General features: G+C 26.8%; 21 protein-coding genes and 5 tRNA genes. 21 read left to right on the top strand and 5 right to left on the bottom strand.

What is annotated here, in order from left to right; translation table 4 throughout:
• The first annotated feature begins 1 nt into the window (after position 1).
• The 6 genes from AAHM77_RS02060 (at position 2) to AAHM77_RS02035 (ending at position 8,464) form a co-directional block, all read left to right on the top strand.
• A complete protein-coding gene (locus AAHM77_RS02060) occupies positions 2 to 907 on the top strand; it encodes a hypothetical protein (RefSeq protein ID WP_342252475.1) in 906 nt (301 codons plus the stop codon).
• A gap of 35 nt (positions 908 to 942) precedes the next feature.
• A complete protein-coding gene (metK, locus tag AAHM77_RS02055; protein ID WP_342252474.1) occupies positions 943 to 2,100 on the top strand; it encodes a methionine adenosyltransferase in 1,158 nt (385 codons plus the stop codon).
• Between the two features lie 18 nt (positions 2,101 to 2,118).
• Positions 2,119 to 3,387, top strand: a complete 1,269-nt coding sequence (locus AAHM77_RS02050; protein ID WP_342252473.1) for an AAA family ATPase — start codon at positions 2,119 to 2,121, stop codon at positions 3,385 to 3,387.
• A 46-nt stretch (positions 3,388 to 3,433) separates the two neighbouring features.
• Positions 3,434 to 5,119: a phospho-sugar mutase gene (locus tag AAHM77_RS02045; RefSeq protein WP_342252472.1), complete on the top strand. Its 1,686-nt coding sequence runs from the start codon at positions 3,434 to 3,436 to the stop codon at positions 5,117 to 5,119.
• A gap of 80 nt (positions 5,120 to 5,199) precedes the next feature.
• The gene (locus tag AAHM77_RS02040) at positions 5,200 to 7,473 is read left to right on the top strand and encodes a 2-oxo acid dehydrogenase subunit E2 (RefSeq protein WP_342252471.1); all 2,274 of its coding nucleotides are present in this window, start codon (positions 5,200 to 5,202) and stop codon (positions 7,471 to 7,473) included.
• Between the two features lie 34 nt (positions 7,474 to 7,507).
• Positions 7,508 to 8,464: a 3'-5' exoribonuclease YhaM family protein gene (locus AAHM77_RS02035; RefSeq protein ID WP_342252470.1), complete on the top strand. Its 957-nt coding sequence runs from the start codon at positions 7,508 to 7,510 to the stop codon at positions 8,462 to 8,464.
• A 10-nt stretch (positions 8,465 to 8,474) separates the two neighbouring features.
• Here the strand turns inward: AAHM77_RS02035 and AAHM77_RS02030 are convergent, their stop codons facing one another.
• From AAHM77_RS02030 to AAHM77_RS02020, 3 genes are read right to left on the bottom strand one after another with little or no spacing between them, the layout of a single operon-like run.
• Positions 8,475 to 8,885 (bottom strand): HIT family protein, encoded by a 411-nt coding sequence (locus AAHM77_RS02030; RefSeq protein WP_342252469.1) that lies wholly within the window; start codon positions 8,883 to 8,885, stop codon positions 8,475 to 8,477.
• Positions 8,878 to 10,605 carry a hypothetical protein gene (locus tag AAHM77_RS02025; RefSeq protein ID WP_342252468.1) on the bottom strand — a complete coding sequence of 576 codons (1,728 nt, stop codon included), beginning with the start codon at positions 10,603 to 10,605 and terminating at the stop codon, positions 8,878 to 8,880. The genes AAHM77_RS02030 and AAHM77_RS02025 overlap by 8 nt, the downstream gene beginning before the upstream one ends.
• A gap of 10 nt (positions 10,606 to 10,615) precedes the next feature.
• Positions 10,616 to 12,796, bottom strand: coding sequence for a hypothetical protein (locus AAHM77_RS02020; protein ID WP_342252467.1), 2,181 nt, complete (start codon positions 12,794 to 12,796; stop codon positions 10,616 to 10,618).
• A 154-nt stretch (positions 12,797 to 12,950) separates the two neighbouring features.
• Here AAHM77_RS02020 and sufC point away from each other — a divergent pair, with 154 nt between their 5' ends.
• The 7 genes from sufC to AAHM77_RS01985 are packed head-to-tail and all read left to right on the top strand — an operon-like array spanning position 12,951 to position 19,305.
• Entirely contained in the window at positions 12,951 to 13,766 is an 816-nt protein-coding gene (sufC, locus tag AAHM77_RS02015; RefSeq protein ID WP_342252466.1) for a Fe-S cluster assembly ATPase SufC, read from the top strand.
• 5 nt (positions 13,767 to 13,771) lie between these two features.
• The gene (locus AAHM77_RS02010) at positions 13,772 to 14,566 is read left to right on the top strand and encodes a SufD family Fe-S cluster assembly protein (protein ID WP_342252465.1); all 795 of its coding nucleotides are present in this window, start codon (positions 13,772 to 13,774) and stop codon (positions 14,564 to 14,566) included.
• Positions 14,567 to 14,582: 16 nt separating this feature from the next.
• Positions 14,583 to 15,794, top strand: coding sequence for an aminotransferase class V-fold PLP-dependent enzyme (locus tag AAHM77_RS02005; RefSeq protein WP_342252464.1), 1,212 nt, complete (start codon positions 14,583 to 14,585; stop codon positions 15,792 to 15,794).
• 6 nt (positions 15,795 to 15,800) lie between these two features.
• Positions 15,801 to 16,247 (top strand): Fe-S cluster assembly sulfur transfer protein SufU, encoded by a 447-nt coding sequence (gene sufU / locus AAHM77_RS02000; protein ID WP_342252463.1) that lies wholly within the window; start codon positions 15,801 to 15,803, stop codon positions 16,245 to 16,247.
• A 27-nt stretch (positions 16,248 to 16,274) separates the two neighbouring features.
• Entirely contained in the window at positions 16,275 to 17,687 is a 1,413-nt protein-coding gene (sufB, locus tag AAHM77_RS01995) for a Fe-S cluster assembly protein SufB (protein ID WP_342252462.1), read from the top strand.
• Between the two features lies 1 nt (position 17,688).
• A complete protein-coding gene (locus tag AAHM77_RS01990) occupies positions 17,689 to 18,249 on the top strand; it encodes a 5-formyltetrahydrofolate cyclo-ligase (RefSeq protein WP_342252461.1) in 561 nt (186 codons plus the stop codon).
• A gap of 9 nt (positions 18,250 to 18,258) precedes the next feature.
• Positions 18,259 to 19,305 carry an energy-coupled thiamine transporter ThiT gene (locus AAHM77_RS01985; RefSeq protein ID WP_342252460.1) on the top strand — a complete coding sequence of 349 codons (1,047 nt, stop codon included), beginning with the start codon at positions 18,259 to 18,261 and terminating at the stop codon, positions 19,303 to 19,305.
• 6 nt (positions 19,306 to 19,311) lie between these two features.
• Here the strand turns inward: AAHM77_RS01985 and AAHM77_RS01980 are convergent, their stop codons facing one another.
• Positions 19,312 to 19,542, bottom strand: a complete 231-nt coding sequence (locus AAHM77_RS01980; RefSeq protein ID WP_342252459.1) for a NifU family protein — start codon at positions 19,540 to 19,542, stop codon at positions 19,312 to 19,314.
• A 106-nt stretch (positions 19,543 to 19,648) separates the two neighbouring features.
• Here AAHM77_RS01980 and AAHM77_RS01975 point away from each other — a divergent pair, with 106 nt between their 5' ends.
• The 7 genes from AAHM77_RS01975 to AAHM77_RS01945 all read left to right on the top strand — a co-directional run bounded on the left by AAHM77_RS01975 (position 19,649) and on the right by AAHM77_RS01945 (position 21,110).
• Positions 19,649 to 19,906, top strand: a complete 258-nt coding sequence (locus AAHM77_RS01975; RefSeq protein WP_342252458.1) for a S1 RNA-binding domain-containing protein — start codon at positions 19,649 to 19,651, stop codon at positions 19,904 to 19,906.
• Positions 19,907 to 20,053: 147 nt separating this feature from the next.
• Positions 20,054 to 20,137 (top strand) — tRNA-Tyr (locus tag AAHM77_RS01970).
• Between the two features lie 4 nt (positions 20,138 to 20,141).
• Positions 20,142 to 20,216 (top strand) — tRNA-Gln (locus AAHM77_RS01965).
• Positions 20,217 to 20,218: 2 nt separating this feature from the next.
• A tRNA-Lys gene (locus AAHM77_RS01960) sits at positions 20,219 to 20,294 on the top strand.
• A 3-nt stretch (positions 20,295 to 20,297) separates the two neighbouring features.
• A tRNA-Leu gene (locus tag AAHM77_RS01955) sits at positions 20,298 to 20,384 on the top strand.
• Positions 20,385 to 20,422: 38 nt separating this feature from the next.
• Positions 20,423 to 20,496 (top strand) — tRNA-Gly (locus AAHM77_RS01950).
• Between the two features lie 74 nt (positions 20,497 to 20,570).
• Positions 20,571 to 21,110, top strand: coding sequence for a DxFTY motif-containing membrane protein (locus tag AAHM77_RS01945; RefSeq protein ID WP_342252457.1), 540 nt, complete (start codon positions 20,571 to 20,573; stop codon positions 21,108 to 21,110).
• A gap of 13 nt (positions 21,111 to 21,123) precedes the next feature.
• Here the strand turns inward: AAHM77_RS01945 and AAHM77_RS01940 are convergent, their stop codons facing one another.
• Positions 21,124 to 21,909: a phosphotransferase gene (locus tag AAHM77_RS01940; RefSeq protein ID WP_342252456.1), complete on the bottom strand. Its 786-nt coding sequence runs from the start codon at positions 21,907 to 21,909 to the stop codon at positions 21,124 to 21,126.
• Positions 21,910 to 21,982: 73 nt separating this feature from the next.
• On the opposite strand from AAHM77_RS01940, the gene AAHM77_RS01935 reads away from it, so the two are divergent.
• Positions 21,983 to 22,513, top strand: coding sequence for a cob(I)yrinic acid a,c-diamide adenosyltransferase (locus AAHM77_RS01935; RefSeq protein ID WP_342252455.1), 531 nt, complete (start codon positions 21,983 to 21,985; stop codon positions 22,511 to 22,513).

The raw sequence follows: 22,513 nt of genomic DNA, 5'->3' as shown, positions 1-22,513 counted from the left end.
CATGTATTTAGATTTCAGTATATGAGCTTGAATAGGGATTATCACTTCTTCTATATTAGGTTTTGTTTTAATTATCATTATTTTATTGAATATGTTTAAGTATTTTAAAATTAATGGTAAATCCTTACCTATTCAAATGCCAGAAATTCGTAAAACAGATGTTTACGTTGATAGCAAAAGTAATCAACATAAGTTATTAACAAATAAAACAGAATTAAAAAAAGTAAAAAAAATAATTATTGCTGTTCATGATTTTTTTGGTTGTAATTTAGATTTCAATCCTATTATAAATGATGAAAAAAAATTTTTAATTTTAGCCTATAATCAAAGAGGATACGATAAAATAGAACCTAACAAACATTTTAGTGTTTATATTCAAGATTTGAATGAATTCATTAGTGCGGTTAATAAAAAATATAAAAATACAGAAATTGAACTTTTATTAGAAGGTTATTCATGTGGTTTGATTAATTATGTCAATAAAGCAAATAAGAATTTAATAAGTAAATATCATTTATTAAATCCAATTTCTAATTTTAAAATTATGTCATTGCATACTTATATATTCTTTAGGAAAACTATCGGATTTGTAATTGGTTATAAAAAAAATATTAATATTCAAATTGATTATCGTCAATTAACAGATGATAAAATTTTATTAAAATATTTTAATAGCAAAAAAATTTATCGCAATATTTTAGAATTGAGTCATATAAAAAAAATTAATAAAAAACTAATACATTTTCAAAAAAATAAAAATCAAAAAGTGTTAGTTTATCAATCAAAAAATGATCCATTCTATTCTGAAAAGAAATATAAAAAGTTAATAGTTAAACTAAACGCAAAAGAAATAGTCTTATCAGAAGATAAACATTTTATTACTAAAAACATTTTTAATATTAATTAACTATTTATTTATTTTAGGAAGGTTTATATCTAATTATGTCAAAAATATTATTTACTAGTGAATCGGTTTCTGAAGGTCATCCAGATAAAATTTGCGACCAAATAAGTGACGCCATTTTAGATGAATGTTTAAAATTAGATCCAAAGTCTCGTGTCGCTTGCGAGACTTTTATTTGTAATCAAACAGTTGTTTTAGGTGGTGAAATTACCACAAAAGCAAAATTAGATTATGTTCAAATAGTTAGAAATATTTTAAAAGAAATTGGTTATGATAACTCTGAATGAGGAATTGATTATCGCGATTGTCAAATTATCAATTTAATCAATCATCAGTCACCTGACATAGCTTTAGGTGTAGATCATAATGGTGCTGGAGATCAAGGAATAGTTTATGGTTATGCTGTAAATAAAAATGATAGATATATGCCAAATGCAATTGTTATGGCACATGACTTAGTTAGTTTAGCCTCTAAATTAAGAAAAGAAAATCATTTTTTATATGCTAGACCAGATATGAAATCGCAAGTCACTCTTGATACTACCGATCCTAAATTTCAAAGAATAGATACAATATTGATGTCAATTCAACATTCTGAAAATTATGATGCAAATGAATTTTTTACTTTTATTAAAAATAATATTATTATGCCTATTGCAAAAAAATATAATATGAACACTGACTTTAAAATATTAATTAATCCAACTGGTAAGTTTTCGATAGGCGGACCAAAAGCAGACACAGGTTTAACTGGAAGAAAAATCATTGTAGATACTTATGGTGGTTCAGCTCGACATGGGGGCGGAGCATTTAGTGGAAAAGATGCCACAAAAACAGACCGTTCAGCAGCTTATATGTGCCGTTATGCAATGAAAAATTTAGTAGCCTCAGGAGTGGTTGCAGATGAATGCGAAATTCAAGTTTCTTATGCGATTGGGATGGAAAAACCTATTTCAGTTTATATTGATACAAAAGGGACAGAAAAAATACCTAAGGATCAAATTTATGATATTATAAATAAATTTTTTGATTTTTCGCCTAAACAAATCATTAAAACATTGGGGTTAAAAAAACCTATTTTCAAACAAACTGCAGTTTATGGCCATTTTGGTAAAGATGAAAAACAACAGCAACTCCCCTGAGAAAATTTAGACATGGTAGAAGCAATTAAAAAATATGTTTCAAATTTAAAATAATTATTTTGTGAAAATAAGGTGGTAAAGACAATTACAAATTTAGCAGAAATTTTAAGACCCAAAACATTATCGGAAATAATTGGTCAATCGCACTTATTAAATGAAAATGGAATTCTAAAAAAAATGGTTGAATTTAATTACGTAAATTCTTTAATTTTTTATGGACCAGTTGGTATCGGAAAAACATCACTTGCTAAATCACTAGCTAATGATTTGAAAAAAACATTTTTTCTATTTGATGCCTCAAAAGATAAAAAAGAAATGTTAACAAAATTTATTCAATATGCCGAGCAAGAAGAAATTATTATTATAGTAGATGAAGTTCATAGGATGAATAAAACTAATCAAGACTTTTTACTATCCTTTACAGAACAAAAAAAAATTACATTTTTCCTATGCACAACTGAAAATCCGTATTTCGTTATTAACCCAGCTCTGCGTAGTAGAAGTAATATTTTGCAGTTAAAGAAACCAACTGTTAAAGAAATGTCTGACGCCATTCAAAATATCATATTACCTAAATTAAACAATCAAATAAATATCACTATACCAAACATTGATTTTATAGCAAAAAAATCTAATGGAGATATTAGGTTTGTTATTAATACTTTTGAATTGATTTTAAATATTTACCCTGATGTTTTAATAACAAAATCTATTTTAAATAAAATTATTCCTAACATAGATATCTTAAACGCTTCTTATGGTGACCAACATCACGATTTAAAATCTGCACTACAAAAATCTGTCCGTGCTAGTGACTGCGATGCTGCAATATATTACGCTTCGGCAATGTTGTTAAGTGGTGATCATGAAGCACTTTTAAGAAGATTGGTAATTATGGCACATGAAGACATTGGATTGTCTGATCCAGAACTTTGTTCAAGAGTGATAATAGCATGTGATTCTTTCCGTAAAATAGGGTTCCCGGAAGGGAGAATAATTTTAGCAAATATTATTATTCAAATGTGCAAAACTTCTAAATCTAACAGCGCGTATATGGCGCTAGATAGAGCAATAGAACATATCAAAAGTAATGGCTTAAAAAACATGCCAATTTATTTAAAAGACAATAGTTACAACAGTGCTGAAAAATTAAACGGAACTAGTGCATATGATTACCCATTTAAAGACAATTATTATCACTCGAAACAAAGTTGTATGCCTCCAGAAATTATAAATACTAAATTTTATAAACCTAATTTGGATAATAATGTAGAAGTAAAGATGAATAAAAAATTAAAAATTATAAATAATCAAGATAAAATCAATAATTTAGATAAATAATGTTATAAAATAAAATAAAAGTTATTTATAGTTAGGAGAAAATATTATGAATTACGAAAAAAATTATGATTTGTGAAAAAAAAATTATAGTAAATTAGGTAAAGAATTACAATCGATGTTTGATAATTTAACTGAAACTGAAAAAAAAGAGGCATTCGCAACAGAATTAGAGTTTGGTACAGCAGGTTTAAGAGGTATCCTTGGAGCTGGTACTGGAAGAATGAATATTTTTACTGTGAGAAGAGCTACTTTGGCGTTTATTAAATTTTTAAAAAGTCGTTTTAGTGAATACCAATTAAAAACCAAAGGTATTGTAATTGGTTGTGATAATAGAAAATGAGGTCTAGCGTTTCAAAAAGATATTACTCAAATTTTTGCCAGTTTTAATATTAAAACAAAAATATTCCCTAATGATCAATTCGTTCCAACTCCAATTATTTCTTTTTCTGTAAAAACAGCAGATTGTGTTGGTGGAATAGTAATAACAGCTAGTCATAACCCAAAAATATATAATGGTTATAAAATATATGATGAAAACGGTTGTCAATATTTACCAGATGAGACAAATGCTATTTCTAAATATTATAATGTTATTCAAAGTGAAGTTTTTAATAATTTTTCTAATGATAAAAAAGATTTAATTACGGTTTTGGATAATAGTATTAGAAATAAATATGAAATTATGATTAAAAAAATGCAATTTCACCCAGATATGAAAAAAACAATTAAAATTGTTTTTTCAAATTTACATGGAACAGGTAGAGATTGAACTCCTGTGATTTTAAAAGAATTAGGTTATGAAGTAATCATTGTAGCAGAACAATATGAATATGATGAAGAATTTACAAATGCTCCTAAACCTAATCCAGAAATATTATCAAATTATGATTTAGCGATTGATTACGCTAAAAAAAATGATGCTGATTTAATTATTTTAAATGACCCAGACGCCGATCGTATTGGCATTGGAGTAAAAACTTCTGATGGTAAATATCAGTTATTAACAGGTAATGAAACAGCACCTATTTTATTAGAATATTGATTATCTCAACACAAAGCTGCCGATAAATTGCCGACTAATGCAGTAATGTACAATACTTTTGTAACAGGTGATTTATCAGACCGAGTTGCAGAAAAATGAGGGGTGAAAATAGTTAAAACTTTAACTGGTTTTAAATGAATTGGTTCAAGAATTCCTTTAGAAAAACAAAGAAATTTAAGTTTTATTTTTGGTTTCGAAGAAGCTTATGGATATGTTTTAAATCCTGCGACAAGAGATAAAGATGGAATTCAATCTAGTATTGTATTAGCAGAAGCATGTAATTATTTTGCTTCAAAAAATAAAACTATGACAGATATATTAGAAGATATTTATCAAGAGTTTGGTTACTATTACTGTTTTACAGTTAACGAAATTTATGAAGGTCTTGAAGGTAGAATGATAATAAATAAAATGCTAAAAGTACTGAGATCGGCAAAAATAAAAACATTAAATAATTTAAAATGTATTAAAAAAGAAGATTATTTAGACGGTTTACATGATATGCCAGCTCAGGATTTATTAAAATTCTACTTTGAAGATGGGACATGAGTTGCAGTTCGTGCCAGTGGTACAGAACCAAAAATTAAATTTTATTATGTAGCAGTTAGCAAAGAATCACTTTTAAAGGCGCAAGAAAAACAAGAAAAAATGCATAACGATTTAAAAAATAATTTTTTAAATAATCTGTAAATTAGTTTTGGGGTGTTGACTTTTAAGTTAAATTTATACATTATAAGAATAGTTATTTCTGTAGGGAGTATTAAAATAATATGGTCGATATATTTTATAAATCTGAAAAAAATCGTAATGGTTTAGTTGATAATATTAATATTAAAGGTGGAGAAGCAGTTGAAAAGGGTCAATTATTAGCAGTAATTCTAACTCAAAAAATGAATTATGAAATCGTTGCACCATCTAATGGTTATATTGAAAATATTTTAATTTCTGAAAACCAAGTAATTACTAGTGGTACTAAAATTTTTGATTTTCAAGAAACTATTAAAAAAACTATACCAATAAATCAACAAAATAATATTAATTATAATGATACCAATTATTATGAAGTTGATAATAATTTATCAAGTGCTATTGATGTAAATAAAACAAGTATTTTAAGAGAACAAATGATTCAAAAATTATTAGATTCAGATGTTATGAATAATTCAGAAGAAAATGATTCAAAAAAAATTAATGTTGATCGTATTAATGATTTATTGGTTAGTCTAGATGCTGAGGATAAATTGAACAAATCAATTAATGGTAATGAAAATAACCATATTGAAAGTTTAGATGAATTAGAAAATAATGATGTTCGTGAAAAATATAATATATTAAATAATCAATCAATTCAGCGTTATAATCGTAAGCAAAATCCTTTTTTTAAAACAGAAAATATTTTTCAAGATGATAATTTTAAAAACAAAATTTCTAACTTGTTTGACCAACAAGAAGATAAAAGTAAAAAAAATAATTTCGTTGATGAGTTAGAACAATTAAATGTTCCTGATCAAAATATAGATGCTTTTGTTGACAAAACTATTGAATACCCAGATAGTACTTTTTTTATTGAAGAAGATGATGTAACAGATATTCTTGATGGTAAACGTAAAATTAAACCATCGAAAAAAAATAAGGAAAGTAAAATGAGTAAATTAGCTAGAGAAATGTCTGTGAATAATAATATAGATAATAATGTAGAACCTCCCGCTGACATAACAACTACGCTTCAAAATTTACAAGGTGTTGATGATTTAAAGTTACAAGTTGAAAAAATTGAAAATCCATCTTCAGAAGAAAATCTTATTATTAAAGAATTGGAATCATTCAATAAATCATTAAAAGGCAAAAACGCCAATATTAAAGGTGGTATTTTTGTTAGGGAACTTTCTGATACGGAAGTTATGCTTGATAAGAAACAAGATTTACAATTAGAAAAAAATGATGAAGAAGATGCTTTGGTAAGAATTAAAAATATTGAATCTGATGTTCGCGAAATCATGAATAATGCTGGTTTATCTTATACTGAAGAGATCAATCACACAATAGATTTAGGTGATATTACTCGTAAATTAAATCATAATATTCGCCGTAGAGAACAATTTAAAAATATTGAATCTGATGAACTTTCTAACAGTGAAGAAAAAGTGATTTCAGCTAATAGCGTTAACGAAAATCAAAATTTACCAGTTGTAGAAAAATCTTTAAAAAATAAAAACAACTATAAAAACTCTAAGAAAAAACCAATCACTACAAAATCTAACAAAATCAACAATAAAGATCATAATGTAAAAAATAATAAAGATGTGTTTAATTCTGCTTCTTTAAATAAAAAAGAAAAAGTAAAATACTTAAAAAATAAAGATGTTGTTATTAACATTCATAATGATATGAAAGAAAGAATTTCTTTTTTAAGTAAAAATTCTAATAATGTTCCTAAAAATGTTTTTGAATATCAAGTTAACATCGATAAATTATTGTCGCTTCTAAAAGAACAAGTAAAAAAATATGAAGATAAAAATGAAAAATTTTATACAGCTAGTTATTTTGTGAAAGCTGTACAATGTGCTTTAGATAAATATCCAATTTTTAATTCATATTATAATTTAAAAAATAACCAAATTATAATCAAAAACAGGAAAAATATAGCAGTCAGTGTATTGACAAAAAATGGCACTAAATATCCATCTGTTAAAAACATGGAAAATAATTCAATTTCAGAAATTAATAGTAAGTTAGTGACAAAAGTAAATTCTTTAAAAGAAAGTGATAAGTGTGTTGAAGATCATAAAATAATTTCTTTTTTAATTTCAGATTACAGTAGAATGGGTGTTAGACCATTAAGTTTTACACTACTTGATCATAATTTAGCTTCGTTGGCAATTTCATTTAATGAAAATTTAGATGACCAATTCGCAAGTAATATTAAAGGTTCAAATTTATTGTTAATCCTTTCTTATAATTCATCAATTATTGATTTACATGATGCAACAAATTTTGTTAGACATATTGGAAGTTTGCTGAATAATCCTGTATTATTAACATAATAATATTTTATTGTTTTGTTCGAGGAAATAAAATTTGTTAAAAATAAATGAATTAAAACCCAATAATAATGTTACTTTGGTTGTGATGTGCGAAAATGCCATAACAGGAGCTACAGATTCAGGTCAAAAGTATATTAATATTACTTTTAAAGACTCTACTGGAACGCTATTAGCTAGAATTTGAAATGCTTCTGATAAAGATATTAATTCTTTGTTAATCGGTAAAGTTTACAAGGTGAGGGGTAATATTTTAAAATATCGTGATGACATTCAATTAAGAGTTAATAATTATTCTGTGTTAACAGATACTGAATATGATATTAAGGAATTAGTCCCTTCTGCTCCAATTGACTTAGATTTAGTTTATGACGAAATTTTAGGTGTAGTAACAAATTTTAAAAATGGAACATATAAAAATATATTGTTAAATTTAATGCGTGATCATAAAAATAATTTTAAAATTTGACCAGCAGCCCTTAAAAACCATCATAATGTTATTGGTGGTTTGATGTGACATAGTTATACAATGCTAAAATCTGCAATTGCGTTAAAACCGGTTTACCATGATAAAAAAATTAATTGAGAATTATTGTATGCCGGTATTATTTTACATGATATGGGCAAAGTTATTGAAATTTCAGATCCTTACAATGGTGTGTTCACTGTTGAAGGGAAATTACTAGGACATATTTCAATAATGAATGCAGAAGTTTTGTGTATTGCTAAACAATTGAAGATTAAAGACAATAAAGAAATAGCATTGCTACAGCACATGATTTTATCATCTCATGGAAAACTAGAATTTGGTTCTCCAGTATTGCCAAGGATTCTTGAAGCTGAAATTTTATCGTTTTTAGATAATTTGGATGCTAGAATTAATTTTATTGATAAGGCAGTTAAGAAAGCTGATTTAAACGAACAAACACCAAGATTATTCCCAGCAGAGTCTAGATGATTTCTAAATCACTACGATGATCGGAAAAAGAAATAAAAAAAGAGATTTACTTAATGCAAATCTCTTTTTTTATTGTTTCTAAATTATAAGAATCATTATTAATTATATTTTGGTTAATAGTTAAACCATTTTTAGCATCATATTTAGGAATGATATGCTGGTGATAATGGAAAATTACTTGACCAGCTATCGCTTCTTGATTGATTAAATAATTTAAACCTTGTGGTTTTAATTTATTTAAAATATTTAATGCGATTTTTTTATTAATCACTCCCATTTTCATTATTAATTCATCTGATGTTTCAGTTAAATTTTGATAATGTTTTTTAGGAATTATTAAAGTGTGGCCCTTACTGATAGGTTCAATATCTAAAAATGCTAGTACATCATCATCTTCATAAATGATATATGCCGGTATTTCTCGATTTATTATTTTACAAAATATACAATTATTCATAATCTGATTCTACATAAGAACCAATTGCATCATATAATGTTTGTGATCAAATATTATCAGGATTATAATCAAATGCTCATGAGTATAAGTTAGTTTTAGCATGCTCTGAAATTGAAGAATCTTGAGCAAATGAAAATTCAGCTCATCTTATTAATTGTAATTTAGTTGTTTCAACTCCAGAATTAAAATCACCATTGTCATTATAAATCTCATTACCATCATTAGTTAAAGTGCCTAGTCCAGCTTGATCACTATTATTTAAATCATGCAAATATCTAACTTCATATCCATTTTTGTCATATCCATTTGTCATGTTTCAATCCAATGTATCGGTAGGTTTACCATTTGAACTGTTAACTTGTTTCAAGTCTATGCCCTGTACTAAAGAAGGACTGTTAGGATCAGAAGCATCTTGTTTATAACCAAGAGTTAAATTATTAAAAATATCAATTCCATATATAGGCAAGACAAATGCGTAATATTTACTTGTATTATCATCATTACTAAAACTATAAGGATCATTAAGATTTTCAGGGTCATTAACTAATCAACCAGCTTTATTTGCATCGATCATTTCTGTTGAATAATAAGTATTGTCAGTGTAATATTCAGTGTTTATAACCGTATTATCATCACTATTGATTGCGGCAAAACCTTGGAAATGTGGAATACCTCAAATAGGATCCCCTCCGCTTGTGTCTTGTTCGTAAGACGAAGGATCAGAATCAATAGCATTTAATGCGCCCCCGAAGACTTGAGGGTCTCAATCATACCCATTCATTTTTGCAGTTGTAGAATTAGGATCTAAAGTATAATTAGGATCAACCTCTAACTGTCAGACCATTTTAAAGTTTGATTGTAAACCACTACTGCTTTGAATATCTTCTCAAGATTGCATATTGTATAACAAATTACCATTTTTTTGAATAGAAATTCCTTCGTTACCATTATCCATTTGATAATTCATTATCAATGAATTATCAATATAAATTGCAGTTAAAATATAGTCCAAGATATCTGGAACTTCTTCGTGAATGTAATAGTCATAAAATCAGTTTTTCAAATAAATTTTAACTTCAGGAATAGTGTCTCCACCACCACCAGTTAATCATTCTTTAACAGTATCAGTATCAACATCATTATTAGTATTAACTTGACCTACACCATTAGGTAAATTATTTGAATCAGTAGGTACATAATATTTTCCTTGTAAACCTAATTTAGGTATAGCTTTATCACTTACTAAATAATTAGACATATTTCATTCCAAACGATTATTATTATTAACTCCATTTAAGTAATCATAATAAAGTTTGTCTGTAGCTAAGCTTTCAACCCAACTTTGAAAAATATTATCCATCGTTTCATCGTCATTTCACATTATAGGAGAATCACTATTAGTCGCTTTTTGCAAATAATAAGATCATGTATCAGTTTGTGTTCGCTCAAAGTATGCTTTGGAAACAGATTGGTCTAATAGTTGAACAGCGATATCACTCATATCTTGGTCACTAAAAATATCTTCAAAAGTTACATCCCCAAAAATATCTTGATTACATTGAATATTCAACATAATGTCATCTTTGATTTCATCTGGTAATCCAGCTGTATCAAATCTTTTATCAGCCGCATCAGTACAGGCTACAACTAATAGACATGAAGACACTGCAATCAAACTTGAATTAAAAATTTTAATACTTTTTTTAATATTGTTTGTCATTTTTATTCTCCTAGCCTTTAAATATGTAGTTGCTAAAATCAGGTCTTCTGTATTGTTCTACAGGATAACTATCACCTTTATTTTTTAAGTCATCATCAGCTGTTGCTATCTTTTGATAAAATTGTTGAAGATAATATTGATCCATATCATAAGAATCGTTTTGAATTAAATTTATAACGGCAGTTTCATTTGGATTATTCACTTCATCAGTATCATTAATTTCTATAAAATCACTAAATCAATTTGCATTCGCTGTAGTTGCTTTTTCTAATTCTCCAATGTAATCATAAGTAAACATCCATCATTCGCTATTATCATTAACATCTGTTGATGTATCAAAATTTGAATAGTCATTAGCACTATCAATAGGTGAATTAAAACAACTATAATCTCTAGCGTATGAATAATTAAATAAATATCTTAAATAATTATTTTCAATTCCTTGATTGCAATTATTAACTACATCATCGATTTCATTTTGTGATCAAACATCTCCGTTCGGTATTTTACTTGTTGTTTGAATGAAATCATCATTAGCTACTTTTTCATCAAATGTATCATTCGGAGTTGTTCAAGATGTTGAACCATTATAGTTCGTTCCCTTTACAGTTATAAAATTAAGCCCACTTTCATCAATATAAGCAACAGTTTGAGAATTAGAACTAGGTATACATCTTGCAAACATATGTTGTGTTGTATAATCATAACCAACACCATTAGCATCAGCATCATTTTGGACATTACGACTTACTTGAGTTATCAAATCTGAATATGTTGATACAGTAGGAATTTCATTATTTGTGTCACATAATAAATTATAAACTGCATTCAATGCATCAATATCAATTGAAGCCGGTGTCCCAGTGCCTAAGTTATTATTAGTTGATTCATCAGGATCAGGATCAGGATCAGTAATACTGTTTAGTGTTAAAAAATCCGGACTCTTTACGAAGAAATTTTCTGTTCCATTCCCATCTAAAACTTTTTTAATATTATCTTGATCACTTTGACTAAAAGAAGATGTACTGATTCCATTTGAAATACTTTCGCCATCTTTGAAAGGAAATGATGCTGAACTATAAGCTACAGGATGAAAATTATTATACCACTTATTTAATTCAAAAACCTGGGCAGTTGAAATAACGCCTTCTGTCGGAACTGATTTATCACTATCTAAATCTGTTCTTACATAATTCGAACCGATTAATTTAGCTGGTGGCACATCAAACATCATATCACCGCTTAAATCATAATCATTCCCAGAAATTAAAGCTTTAAAAGCATCCCTATAATCTTTCCATTCAGCTTTACCATTTCTATCTTTTTCCCAAAGTTGATATTCAACAGATGAATCATCTGATGGGTCATATGGAGTTGCAGATAACACAATTTCTCTTAATAATTCTAATTCTTCAGGACTTCAGTATTTTGTATCTCCTGGTTTTGCATCAGGACTATATTCTCGTGTGAATTCACTATTATCTATATCACCATTTTCATCGGTTACTGCATCTAAATATCCACTCTGAATATTTGCAACCGGAACAGGAATGTCATAACCAACATCACTATATTTTTTTAATTCATTATTCACTAAAGTTGTAGCATTAATTGAGTCCCCTTCAAGCATTAAATCAGCTTTATAATTTTCTTCTGATCCATCATAATCTTCTAAAAAGCTATCTCACTCTTTGTTTCATTTATTACCATAATCAGATTTATATTCTTCTTTTTTATCATTAACTTCACGATCTACTGTTTCAATTAATTTATCTCAATCTTTTGAGAACTCTTTTTGAAGTCTTGAAATAACATTAATATAATTTTTATTACCTGGTACTGCTGCTTTGAACATTTTATTTCAAGCATTACTATCATCATCAGAATTATCATCATAATCCTTGGCAGTAGCCAAAAGAGAAACATTGAAAATCAACATTATGTGGTGTAAATAAACAGCACGAATATCTGCATTCCATGACATAGGATCTGTTAAATCTAAATTATCATCACTGAAAGGAGTGACATTTCTTCAAACATCAGCACTTGTTATATCTTCTCCATCATCTAACCCTGGCAATCAAGCTCAAATTTGATCATCATATTTATCGTCACTTGAACAACCTACAACACCAATTACTGGTGCAGCAGCTAAAGTCATTGTGCTCAAGAGTGAAATTAATTTTTTCATTAACCCTCCAAAAGTAATAAAACATATAAATATATAATAATTTAATTATTTTTAATGTCAATTAAAAATAATTAAATAAAAAAAGTAAAATATTTTTTTTGTTTATTAAATGTTATTATAAATTAAATATTTTATTTTTAAAGGAAAGATGTTAATGAATAAATTAGAAATTAAGAATTTATTTGTCGAAGTTGAGGATCAATTAATTTTAAAGGGTGTCAATTTAATTATTAAAGAAGGAGAAATCCATTCCTTGATGGGTCCTAACGGTAATGGCAAGAGTACATTATTAATGACAGTCATGGGTCATCCTGATTATAAAATAATTAAGGGTGATATTTTGATTGATAACCAATCTATTTTAGAATTAAGTGTAGATCAAAGAAGTCGAAAAGGATTATTTTTAGCCTTGCAAAATCCAGTAGAAATTAATGGTCTTGTCAATTTAGATTTTTTAAAAACTTCTTTAAATAATCATCGAGAAGAAAAAATTAATTTAGTTGAATTTTACAATTTAATAAATGGCTATTTAAAAGAATTAAAGATGTCACCAGATATGATAAAAAGATATTTAAATACAGGTTTTTCTGGTGGTGAAAAAAAACGTAATGAAATATTACAAATGAAATTAATACAACCTAGAATCTCTTTAATAGATGAAATTGATTCTGGTTTAGATGTTGACTCTTTAAAAATAATCGCTGAAGAGATTAACAAATTAGTTAAAAAAAATAATATGGCTACATTAATTGTTTCTCATTATGATCGCTTCTATAGTTTGGTAAAACCCACGCATGTTCACATATTAATAGACGGTTATGTTGTGATGAATGGTGGTTATGAATTAGTAGATAAAATTAATGAAAACGGTTATGAATGAATAGAAAAGAAAAAAATATTAGAACGAGTGAATGATAAAAGAATTTCAGCTTTAGGTTGTGGTATTAAAAAGGTTATTAAGGATAATTAGATATAATGAAAAAAATCTTAAACATTAATGATACGACCCTTTTTAAAAATTTGAATTTCTATGAATATGACCAAATTATTTTTAGTAATAAAAAAAGTTTAACAATTATTAATGAACCAAAGTTAAAATCAGATCACGATTTATCTATCATTTTGAATGATTACAGTGATGTAAAAATTTTAAACTTATATACTGATAATTTTAAAAATAAAAATTTCAATATTAAAATTAATATTGAATTAAATTATAAATCAAATTTAGATTATCATAATTTAGATATTTCAAATGATAATAATCTGAATTATAAAAAAATTTTTGAATTAAAAAAAGAATGAGCGACAGTTAACTATAATTCAGCATCACTAAGTTTTAATAATGATGAAAAAAATACAGAATTATCTTTCTTACATAATGACAAAAAAACTTATTCTAAAATTCAAACTTATTCAGTTTGTAAAGATAAATCAAAATATAAAATTAAATGTATTTCTAATATCAAAGCAGGTTCGGCAGGATCTGAAACACATCAAGATTTAAGGATAATTATTTTTGATAAACAAGTAATCGCAAGCAGCGATCCTGTTTTGATTATTAATGAAAACGATGTTATCGCAAGTCATGCGAATGCAATTGGAATGTTAGATCCTTTGCAAATATTTTATTTACAATCTAGAGGATTAGATTTAAATGCGAGTAAGAAACTAATATGCATGAGTTATTTAAAAAAAGTTATCAACCATATTTCTGTAGAAAAGTTAAAAGAAGAATTGATTGAAAAAATTAATGTTATTATGAATTAATATGAAAGGTTAAAATATGGACTATAAAAGAGAATTTCAATTTTTTGAAAATAATCCTGATGTTATTTATTTAGATAATGCTGGAACCACTTTAAAACCAATTTCTGTAATTAATAAAATTAATGATTTTTATTTAAATTTTTCGACAAATAGTCATAACCAAGATAGCGATTTAAGTTATAAAACTTTTCAGACTATAGAGAATATTCGTAAACAAATTGCAGATTTTATTAATTGTTCTAATAAGGATGAAATAATTTTTAATTCAGGTGCAACCTTTGGATTAAATCAAATTTGTTTTGGAATGACAGAACTAACGTCTGGTGATGAAATAATAATCAATAAGTATGAACATGCTTCAAATATAATACCGTGAATTAAAATTGCAAAAATTAAAAATTTAAAAATTAAATTCATTAATTTTTTACCTAATTTTAAAGTAGATATAGAATCTTTAAAGAAACTTATAACTTCTAAAACTAAGATTATTAGCTATGCTTCGATTTCTAATACCACAGCTATGCTTCAAGACATAGAAAAAATTAATAAAACAATTAAAAAAATTAATCCTGATATTAAAATAATTATAGATGCAGCACAAAGTTTAGCGCATATAAAAACAGATGTCCAAAAATGAGGTGCAGATTTTATTGTAGGTTCAGCACATAAAATGTATGGTCCTACGGGTATAGGTTTTATGTGAGGAAAAATAGAAGAATTAAAAAAGATAGAACCTTTATTATATGGTGGTTCTATGATAACTAGAGTTAATTCTCAAAATTTAAATTATGATTTGTCGAAAATTCCACATCGTTTTGAGGGAGGAACTATAAATGGTGCTGGAATATTTGGTTTTTCAGAGGCGGTTAAATATCTAACTAAAATTTCACTAGAAAAGATAAGACAACACGAGCGGATGCTGATCGATTATTTTGTTGATCAAGTAAAGAAAAATCATTTATCAAAAAAAATAGAAATCTATGCAGCAAATAGTAATATTTGCATTTTCAATGTTAAAAACGTTTTTTCTCAAGATGTAGTAACACACATGGGTTCTGTCAATAATATTATTTTACGAAGTGGTGATAACTGCGCAAAACTATTGTTAGATACTATAAAACAAAAATCTATCATTAGACTGTCTGTCGCTATTTACAACACAAAAGATGATATTGATAAATTAATAGCGGCAATTATTAATGAAGATGTTTTTTTAGGAAGACTGTAATATAAGATGAATTTTAAAGATTTAGTAAATGCCAGACAAATTATTATTGATAACTATAGTGATCCGGAAAATAAAAAATTTTTATTAGATAAAAATGCTGTGTATATTAATCAATCTAGTGAATCATGCATTGACAATATTACTGTGGAATTATTATTTAAAGATGATTTAATCGAAGAAGCTCGATTCGAAGGTGAAGGATGTGCAATTTCAATTTCTTCAACCAATATTATGGCTAAAATTTTAAAAAGCAAAACAATAACCCAGGCCAAGGAAATAATTAATCAATATAATAATATGATTAGTAATAAAATTTGTGATGAAAAAGTATTAGAAGAATTAATTGTTTTTTCAAATGTGTATAAACAGCCTAATCGCATCCGTTGTTCCTTGATCGGGATAGATGGTTATCATAAGCTGATAAAAAGTAAAAACAATAAGGAAGATAAATAGTTATACATCTAACTATTTAGAGGTTTTATGAAAAAATTAAAGCAAACTGAAGAAATTGAAAAAATCACAAAGTATAAATATGGTTTTAATGATGATGTAAAACCTGTTTTTAAAATTAGAAAAGGTCTTAATCAAAACGTCGTTAAAGAGATTAGTGTACACAAAAAAGAACCTCGATGAATGTTTGACCAACGTCAAGAGGCTTATCAAAAATTTTTAGAGTTAGAAAATCCTAAATGAGGACCTGATTTAAATTTTATTGATTTCAATGATTTCAATTATTATGTTCAATCATCACAGCAACAGGAAAACACTTGAAGTGAAGTCCCGGAAAAGATTAAAAAAGCTTTTGACAGATTAGGTTTAATCGATGCTGAACAAAAATTTTTAGCAGGAGTAAAAGCTCAATATGATAGTGAATTAGTTTATGGCAATATGCTAAAAGAAGTTGAAGAAAAAAAAGTTATTTTTTTGGATTGTGATACTGCACTAAAAAAATATCCAGAATTATTTAAGGAATATTTTGCTCAAATAGTTAAAAATGATGATAATAAATATGCTGCGTTAAATAGTGCTGTGTGGTCGGGAGGGTCTTTTATTTATGTTCCCAAAAATGTTAAATTAGAAAAACCCTTACAATCTTATTTCAGAATTAATTATACTAATATGGGTCAGTTTGAAAGAACTATAATAATTGCAGATGAGGGTTCAGAACTACATTACATAGAGGGTTGTACAGCACCTGTATACAGCAAAAATTCTTTGCATGCTGCAGTTGTGGAAATATATGTTAAAAAAAATGCTAAAGTTCGGTACACAACAATTCAAAATTGAAGTGATAATGTTTTAAATTTAGTTACTAAAAGAGCATATGTAGAAAAAAATGGTAAAATGGACTGAATTGATGGCAATATTGGCTCAAAAATTAATATGAAGTATCCTTCTGCAATTTTAGCGGGTGACAATTCAAAAGCTGTTTGTACAGCGATTGCTGTTGCCAGTAAAGGTGTTTATCAAGATTCAGGTGCAAAAATGATTCACTTGGGTAAAAATACCAGTTCTAAGATAATTGCTAAATCAATTACATTACAAGGTGGACAAGCAAATTATAGAGGTCTTGTTAAAATTGGTAAAAATGCTCGAAATTCAAAAGCAAGAGTAGAGTGTGATACGCTAATATTGGACAATCAATCGCATTCAGATACCATTCCGACAAACACTGTTTTAAATAATGAATCTCAAATTGAGCATGAAGCAACAGTTTCTAAAATATCTCAACAGCAATTATTTTATTTAATGAGCAGAGGGATATCTGAAGAACAAGCAATTGAAATGATTGTAATGGGTTTTTTAGAACCGTTTACAAAAGAATTACCATTAGAATATGCTGTAGAATTAAACCAATTGATAAAAATGGATATGGAAGGTTCGGTAGGTTAATTTGAAAATAGATGAATCAGAAAAAAAAGAAACTTTAAGAATGGAAATGATTAACAAAAGAAAAATGTTGACAAAAGAACAGCGCAAGATTGCGTCAGAGATTGTTCTTAAAGAAATTCGAAATTACTCTATTATGAAATATTTTAAAAATATTGCAATTTATTATTCATTAGAAGAAGAGATTAATACCATCCCTATAATCAAGGAATTAATTAATAATTCTAAAAATGTTTATTTGCCTAAAATTCAAAATGATAAATCATTAAGTTTTTATAAAATTGATGATTTAACAGATGTTGAATTTAATAATAATTTAAATATTTATGAACCAAAAATAGAAAATAAAAATCCTTTAAATCTAGAAAATTTAGATATTATCTTTGTGCCCACAGTAGCATATGACATCAATAATTATCGTTTAGGTTTTGGACAAGGTTGCTATGATAGAACCTTAAATATGTACAATGGAATGAAAGTAGGTATTGCTTTTAAAATTTTAGAAGTTGAAAGTATATACCCTTCATTGAATGACATCAGATTAGATCACATTATTGCAGGTTAATAGTTAAATATGAAACTATTTTTTCAAAATAAATTTCTTTATAAATCTGCGAAAAAACCAAGGGTTCCATGATTTAGCATCTTAGGAGCACTGTCGTCTATTTTATGAATTATAGCTGGATTATCATTTTTAATAACTTTCTCTGTTTTGAGTTCTGAACAAGTTGTTATTTTTTTAAATATTCACACTACAGCCGACAATTATTCTTCTATTAAAATGGTCGCAATTGTATATTTATTTTTAATTATTTTGTTATCAACGTTATCCTTATTATTTTTTCTTTTTGATAAAGATAAAAATTTGAAAAATTTTAAGGTGCAATTTTTAATTATAAATATTATTTCTTTTAATATACTTAATATTATTATGACCATTTGACTTGCTTTTAAAAATAAAGATCTAGAAAATTTTGAATATACTAAAAAATATAAAAAAAATCGATTTTTGTATTTTTTAGGTTGAAGAAAGTGAAAAACATTTGATATTGCATTAGTTGGTATTTTTGTAAGTCTAACAGTGATTTTAGCATATGTTGATGGAATACTCCCAAACCTCCCAAATGGAGGAGGGATAGCACTTAAATACATACCTTTAATGGTAATTTCTTTTCTACATAGTTTTTTAGCTGGTTTTTTTACAGGTCTAATAAGTTCGTTGATAGGTATATTATTTGTTAATTCTAGTATTGTATCTGGATGAAGTTTTCTACTTGATTATTTATTGCCAATGGTCACACCAGCGATAGTAGGCTTAATGAAGTTTGATGTCACAAAAGATAGGGACGTTAAAACTTATATTAATTACTTCTTACACACTTTTCTTGTATTATTAATAATCTTGTTTTGGCAAACCTTATCAGGGGTACTAATCTGAAATCAATTATATCCTGATGATGTTTGACAAGGTTACTCTCCAATATATTATTCATTAACATATAATTTTTTACATCTATTTATTTTTAGTTACCCGATAATTCAAGTGGTTACCCCGATAGCTTATCGTTCGTTATCAACAGTTTATAATGATAAATTTTCACATTTTTCAATTACTTATTAGTTGGTTTTACATGTTAACAATAACCTTTTTTATTTCAGGAAAATCTTGTTTAATGATTTGTTCTACTCCGTTAGTTATGGTCATATCAATCAAACCACACCCTACACAAGCTCCTAATAGTCGAACATAAACAATATCATCTTCTAACTTAATAAATTCAATATCACCTCCATCTTGTTGAATATATGGTCTTAAATTTGTTATAATATTATAAATTTTCTTTGATTTATTGTTCATTTTTCATTTAAACCCTTATTTTATGGTATAATTATATTAATAATATAATTACTTTGTTATGTCATTATATTATATAAATTTATTATTATAAGAAAGGGTTTAGGGGATGTTAAAACCAGGAGATATTGTAACTGCGGAAATCACTAATATCGCACCTTACGGAGCTTTTTGTAAAATTGGTGATGCTACAGGATTAATTCACATTAGTGAATTTTCAGATTTCTTTGTAAAATCAATCAACGATTTTGTTGAAGTTGGCGATTCAGTTGAAGTTGAAATACTTTCATTTGATGAAGACAAAAAACAAGCTAAATTAAGTTACAAAAAAATTAGATCTGAATTGTTAAAAACAGACGAAAATTAATAATTTATAGCTAATTTATAAATAAAAAGAACCGTAAAGGTTCTTTTTATTTTAAAAAAATAGTATATTTAAATAAATCTTTAATTTAAATAATTTATATATTGAAAAATTCATTTTAATAATATATTATTTAAAAGGTTTATTATCGGAGGGGTAGCGAAGAGGCTAAACGCGGCTGACTGTAAATCAGTTCCTTCGGGTTCGGGGGTTCGAATCCCTCTCCCTCCACCAGTTTTGGGCTATAGCCAAGCGGTAAGGCAAGGGACTTTGACTCCCTCATGCGCTGGTTCAAATCCAGCTAGCCCAGCCAATGCACCGTTAGCTCAGCAGGTAGAGCAACTGGCTTTTAACCAGTGGGTCATAGGTTCAAATCCTATACGGTGCACCATTTGCCCGAGTGGCGGAATAGGTAGACGCAACGGACTTAAAATCCGTCGGTCTCACGACTGTGCCGGTTCAAGTCCGGCTTCGGGTACCAAAAGTAATCAAACAAAACTGTACAGTTTTGTTATTATTGCGGGTGTAGTTTAATGGTAGAACTTCAGCCTTCCAAGCTGACTGTGAGGGTTCGATTCCCTTCACCCGCTCCAATGAAAGAGTTAAATCACTTTGAAAAAAGTGATTTTTTTATTTATTATATAAGGGTTATAATTGCGAAAAGTAGGTGGTAATTATCGGAAATGCTAAACAAGGAATAGACGTTAGTGAAAAAGTTAATAAAAGGTTAGAATTTCACAAAGAAAAAACAATCTTTTATAAAAGTTTGATTTTTTTATTTTTAGAGTCATTTTTATTATGCTTAACTTTTTGATTATTGACATCACCAGATGTATCTTTTGCAGTTTGACCAAATATTCAAGCTGGTGCAGCGATAGGTTATTGTTTCGCTTTGTTTTTTATAATTTTAAGTTTAACTATATTTACATACGTAATTGGTCTCCATAATCATGACCAGATTATTTATAACTTGTCTTTAACTTTTGTTTTATTAGGTTTGTATGTCAGCGGTTATGTTTGGGATGGATGAGATAATGTTTTTTACAGATTATTGATGACATTAGGATTTTTATTCCTAGGAGTAATCGTCTCAGTCCCATTATCCTTGGTATTGAAAAATCAAATAGAATATCGTAAATCAAAAAAAATTATAAATAATAATAAAGAAAAAAACACAATTAATTCTGAAGAAAAATTAGAAAAATAAAAAACATAAAATATTATTTTATGTTTTTTATTTTTTCAAAATATATTGTTTTATAAATAGGTTTATGTGTTTCTTGATATAAATAATTACTTCATAATGCTCATAAAAAATTTTGATATTGAATTCATAATTCAACTTGTTCAATTTCTTTTGTATCAAATTTCATTTTTTCAAAAATTATATTTTTATATTTTTGATCGTTTTGAAAAGATTCGCTTATTAAACTTGCGTAATCGAAATATTTATCATTCAAATAACTAAATTCAAAATCTATTATTTTAATTTTGTTATCAAAAATTAAAATATTTCCAGGAACCAAATCTTGGTGACAAAGCACAATGTCCATAGGCTTATTTCGTAATTTAGTTAAACATTTATCTATTTCGGTAATTTCTAAGGGACGATCAATCCAGTTTTTTGTTCGATTATAAAATCAATAAATATATTTTTCATAATCGAAGAGTTCCACTTTATTTTTAATTGGAATTTGATGAAATTTTTTTATTATCATAATGACTTGCTCTATTAATTTGTCATCAATCTCAACATCATTAAGATGTTTAAATTTTTTTTCAAATTTCGAAGCTACATAAAAGTTATTATCATCGAAACCATAATCAATGATTGTGATTGTTTCTGTAAAAAAAGGAATAATATTTTTGATCACATTAATTTCGTTTTGACGATTAAAAAATACATTAGTTTCGGATTTGCTATATCTAATAAAAATATCATTTATATCAATAAATGTTTGGTTGCTCAATCCTAAATTTAATTGGGTTTTAATTTGAAATTTCATTTAACCTTTATATTGCTCCTGAATAATATTACTATTATTATATACTGTATATATATAATTAGAGGTATACTATATGAAAAAAAGTTATAGTCATCTTTATTATGGAGATGGTAAAGGTAAAACATCTATTTTGAATGGTTCAGCGATCAGGGCATTGGGTGCTGGTAAAAAAATTAAATATTATAGATTTTTAAAAAATGTAGTATCTAGTGAAGATAATATTTTTGATCAATTAGGCATCGAGTTTATTAAAATTTATCAATCTGGAAATAAATTTATTTGAGAAATGAACGAAAATGAAAGAAGAAGATTTAAACAAGAAATGAGAGATGGATTTAGTAAACTTTACGAAGATTTAACTAATTCTGATTATGATTTAATTTTAGCTGACGAATTATTGGATTGTATTGTTAATAAACAAATAACAGAAACAGAATTATTAAAATTATTAAAAGATAAAAAAGACAATATAGAATTTTTAGTTTCCGGTCATCAAGTAGACCCTGTGATTATTAATGCTTTTGATTTGGTCAGTTATGTAAAAAAAGAAAAACATTATTTTGACACACATAAGCAATTTGCTAGAAAGGGGATTGAATTATAA

Source organism: Spiroplasma endosymbiont of Amphibalanus improvisus, from assembly GCF_964030645.1.
Lineage (GTDB): Bacteria > Bacillota_I > Bacilli_A > Mycoplasmatales > Mycoplasmataceae > CAXIPX01.
This window is presented reverse-complemented; position numbering and strand designations above follow the sequence as displayed.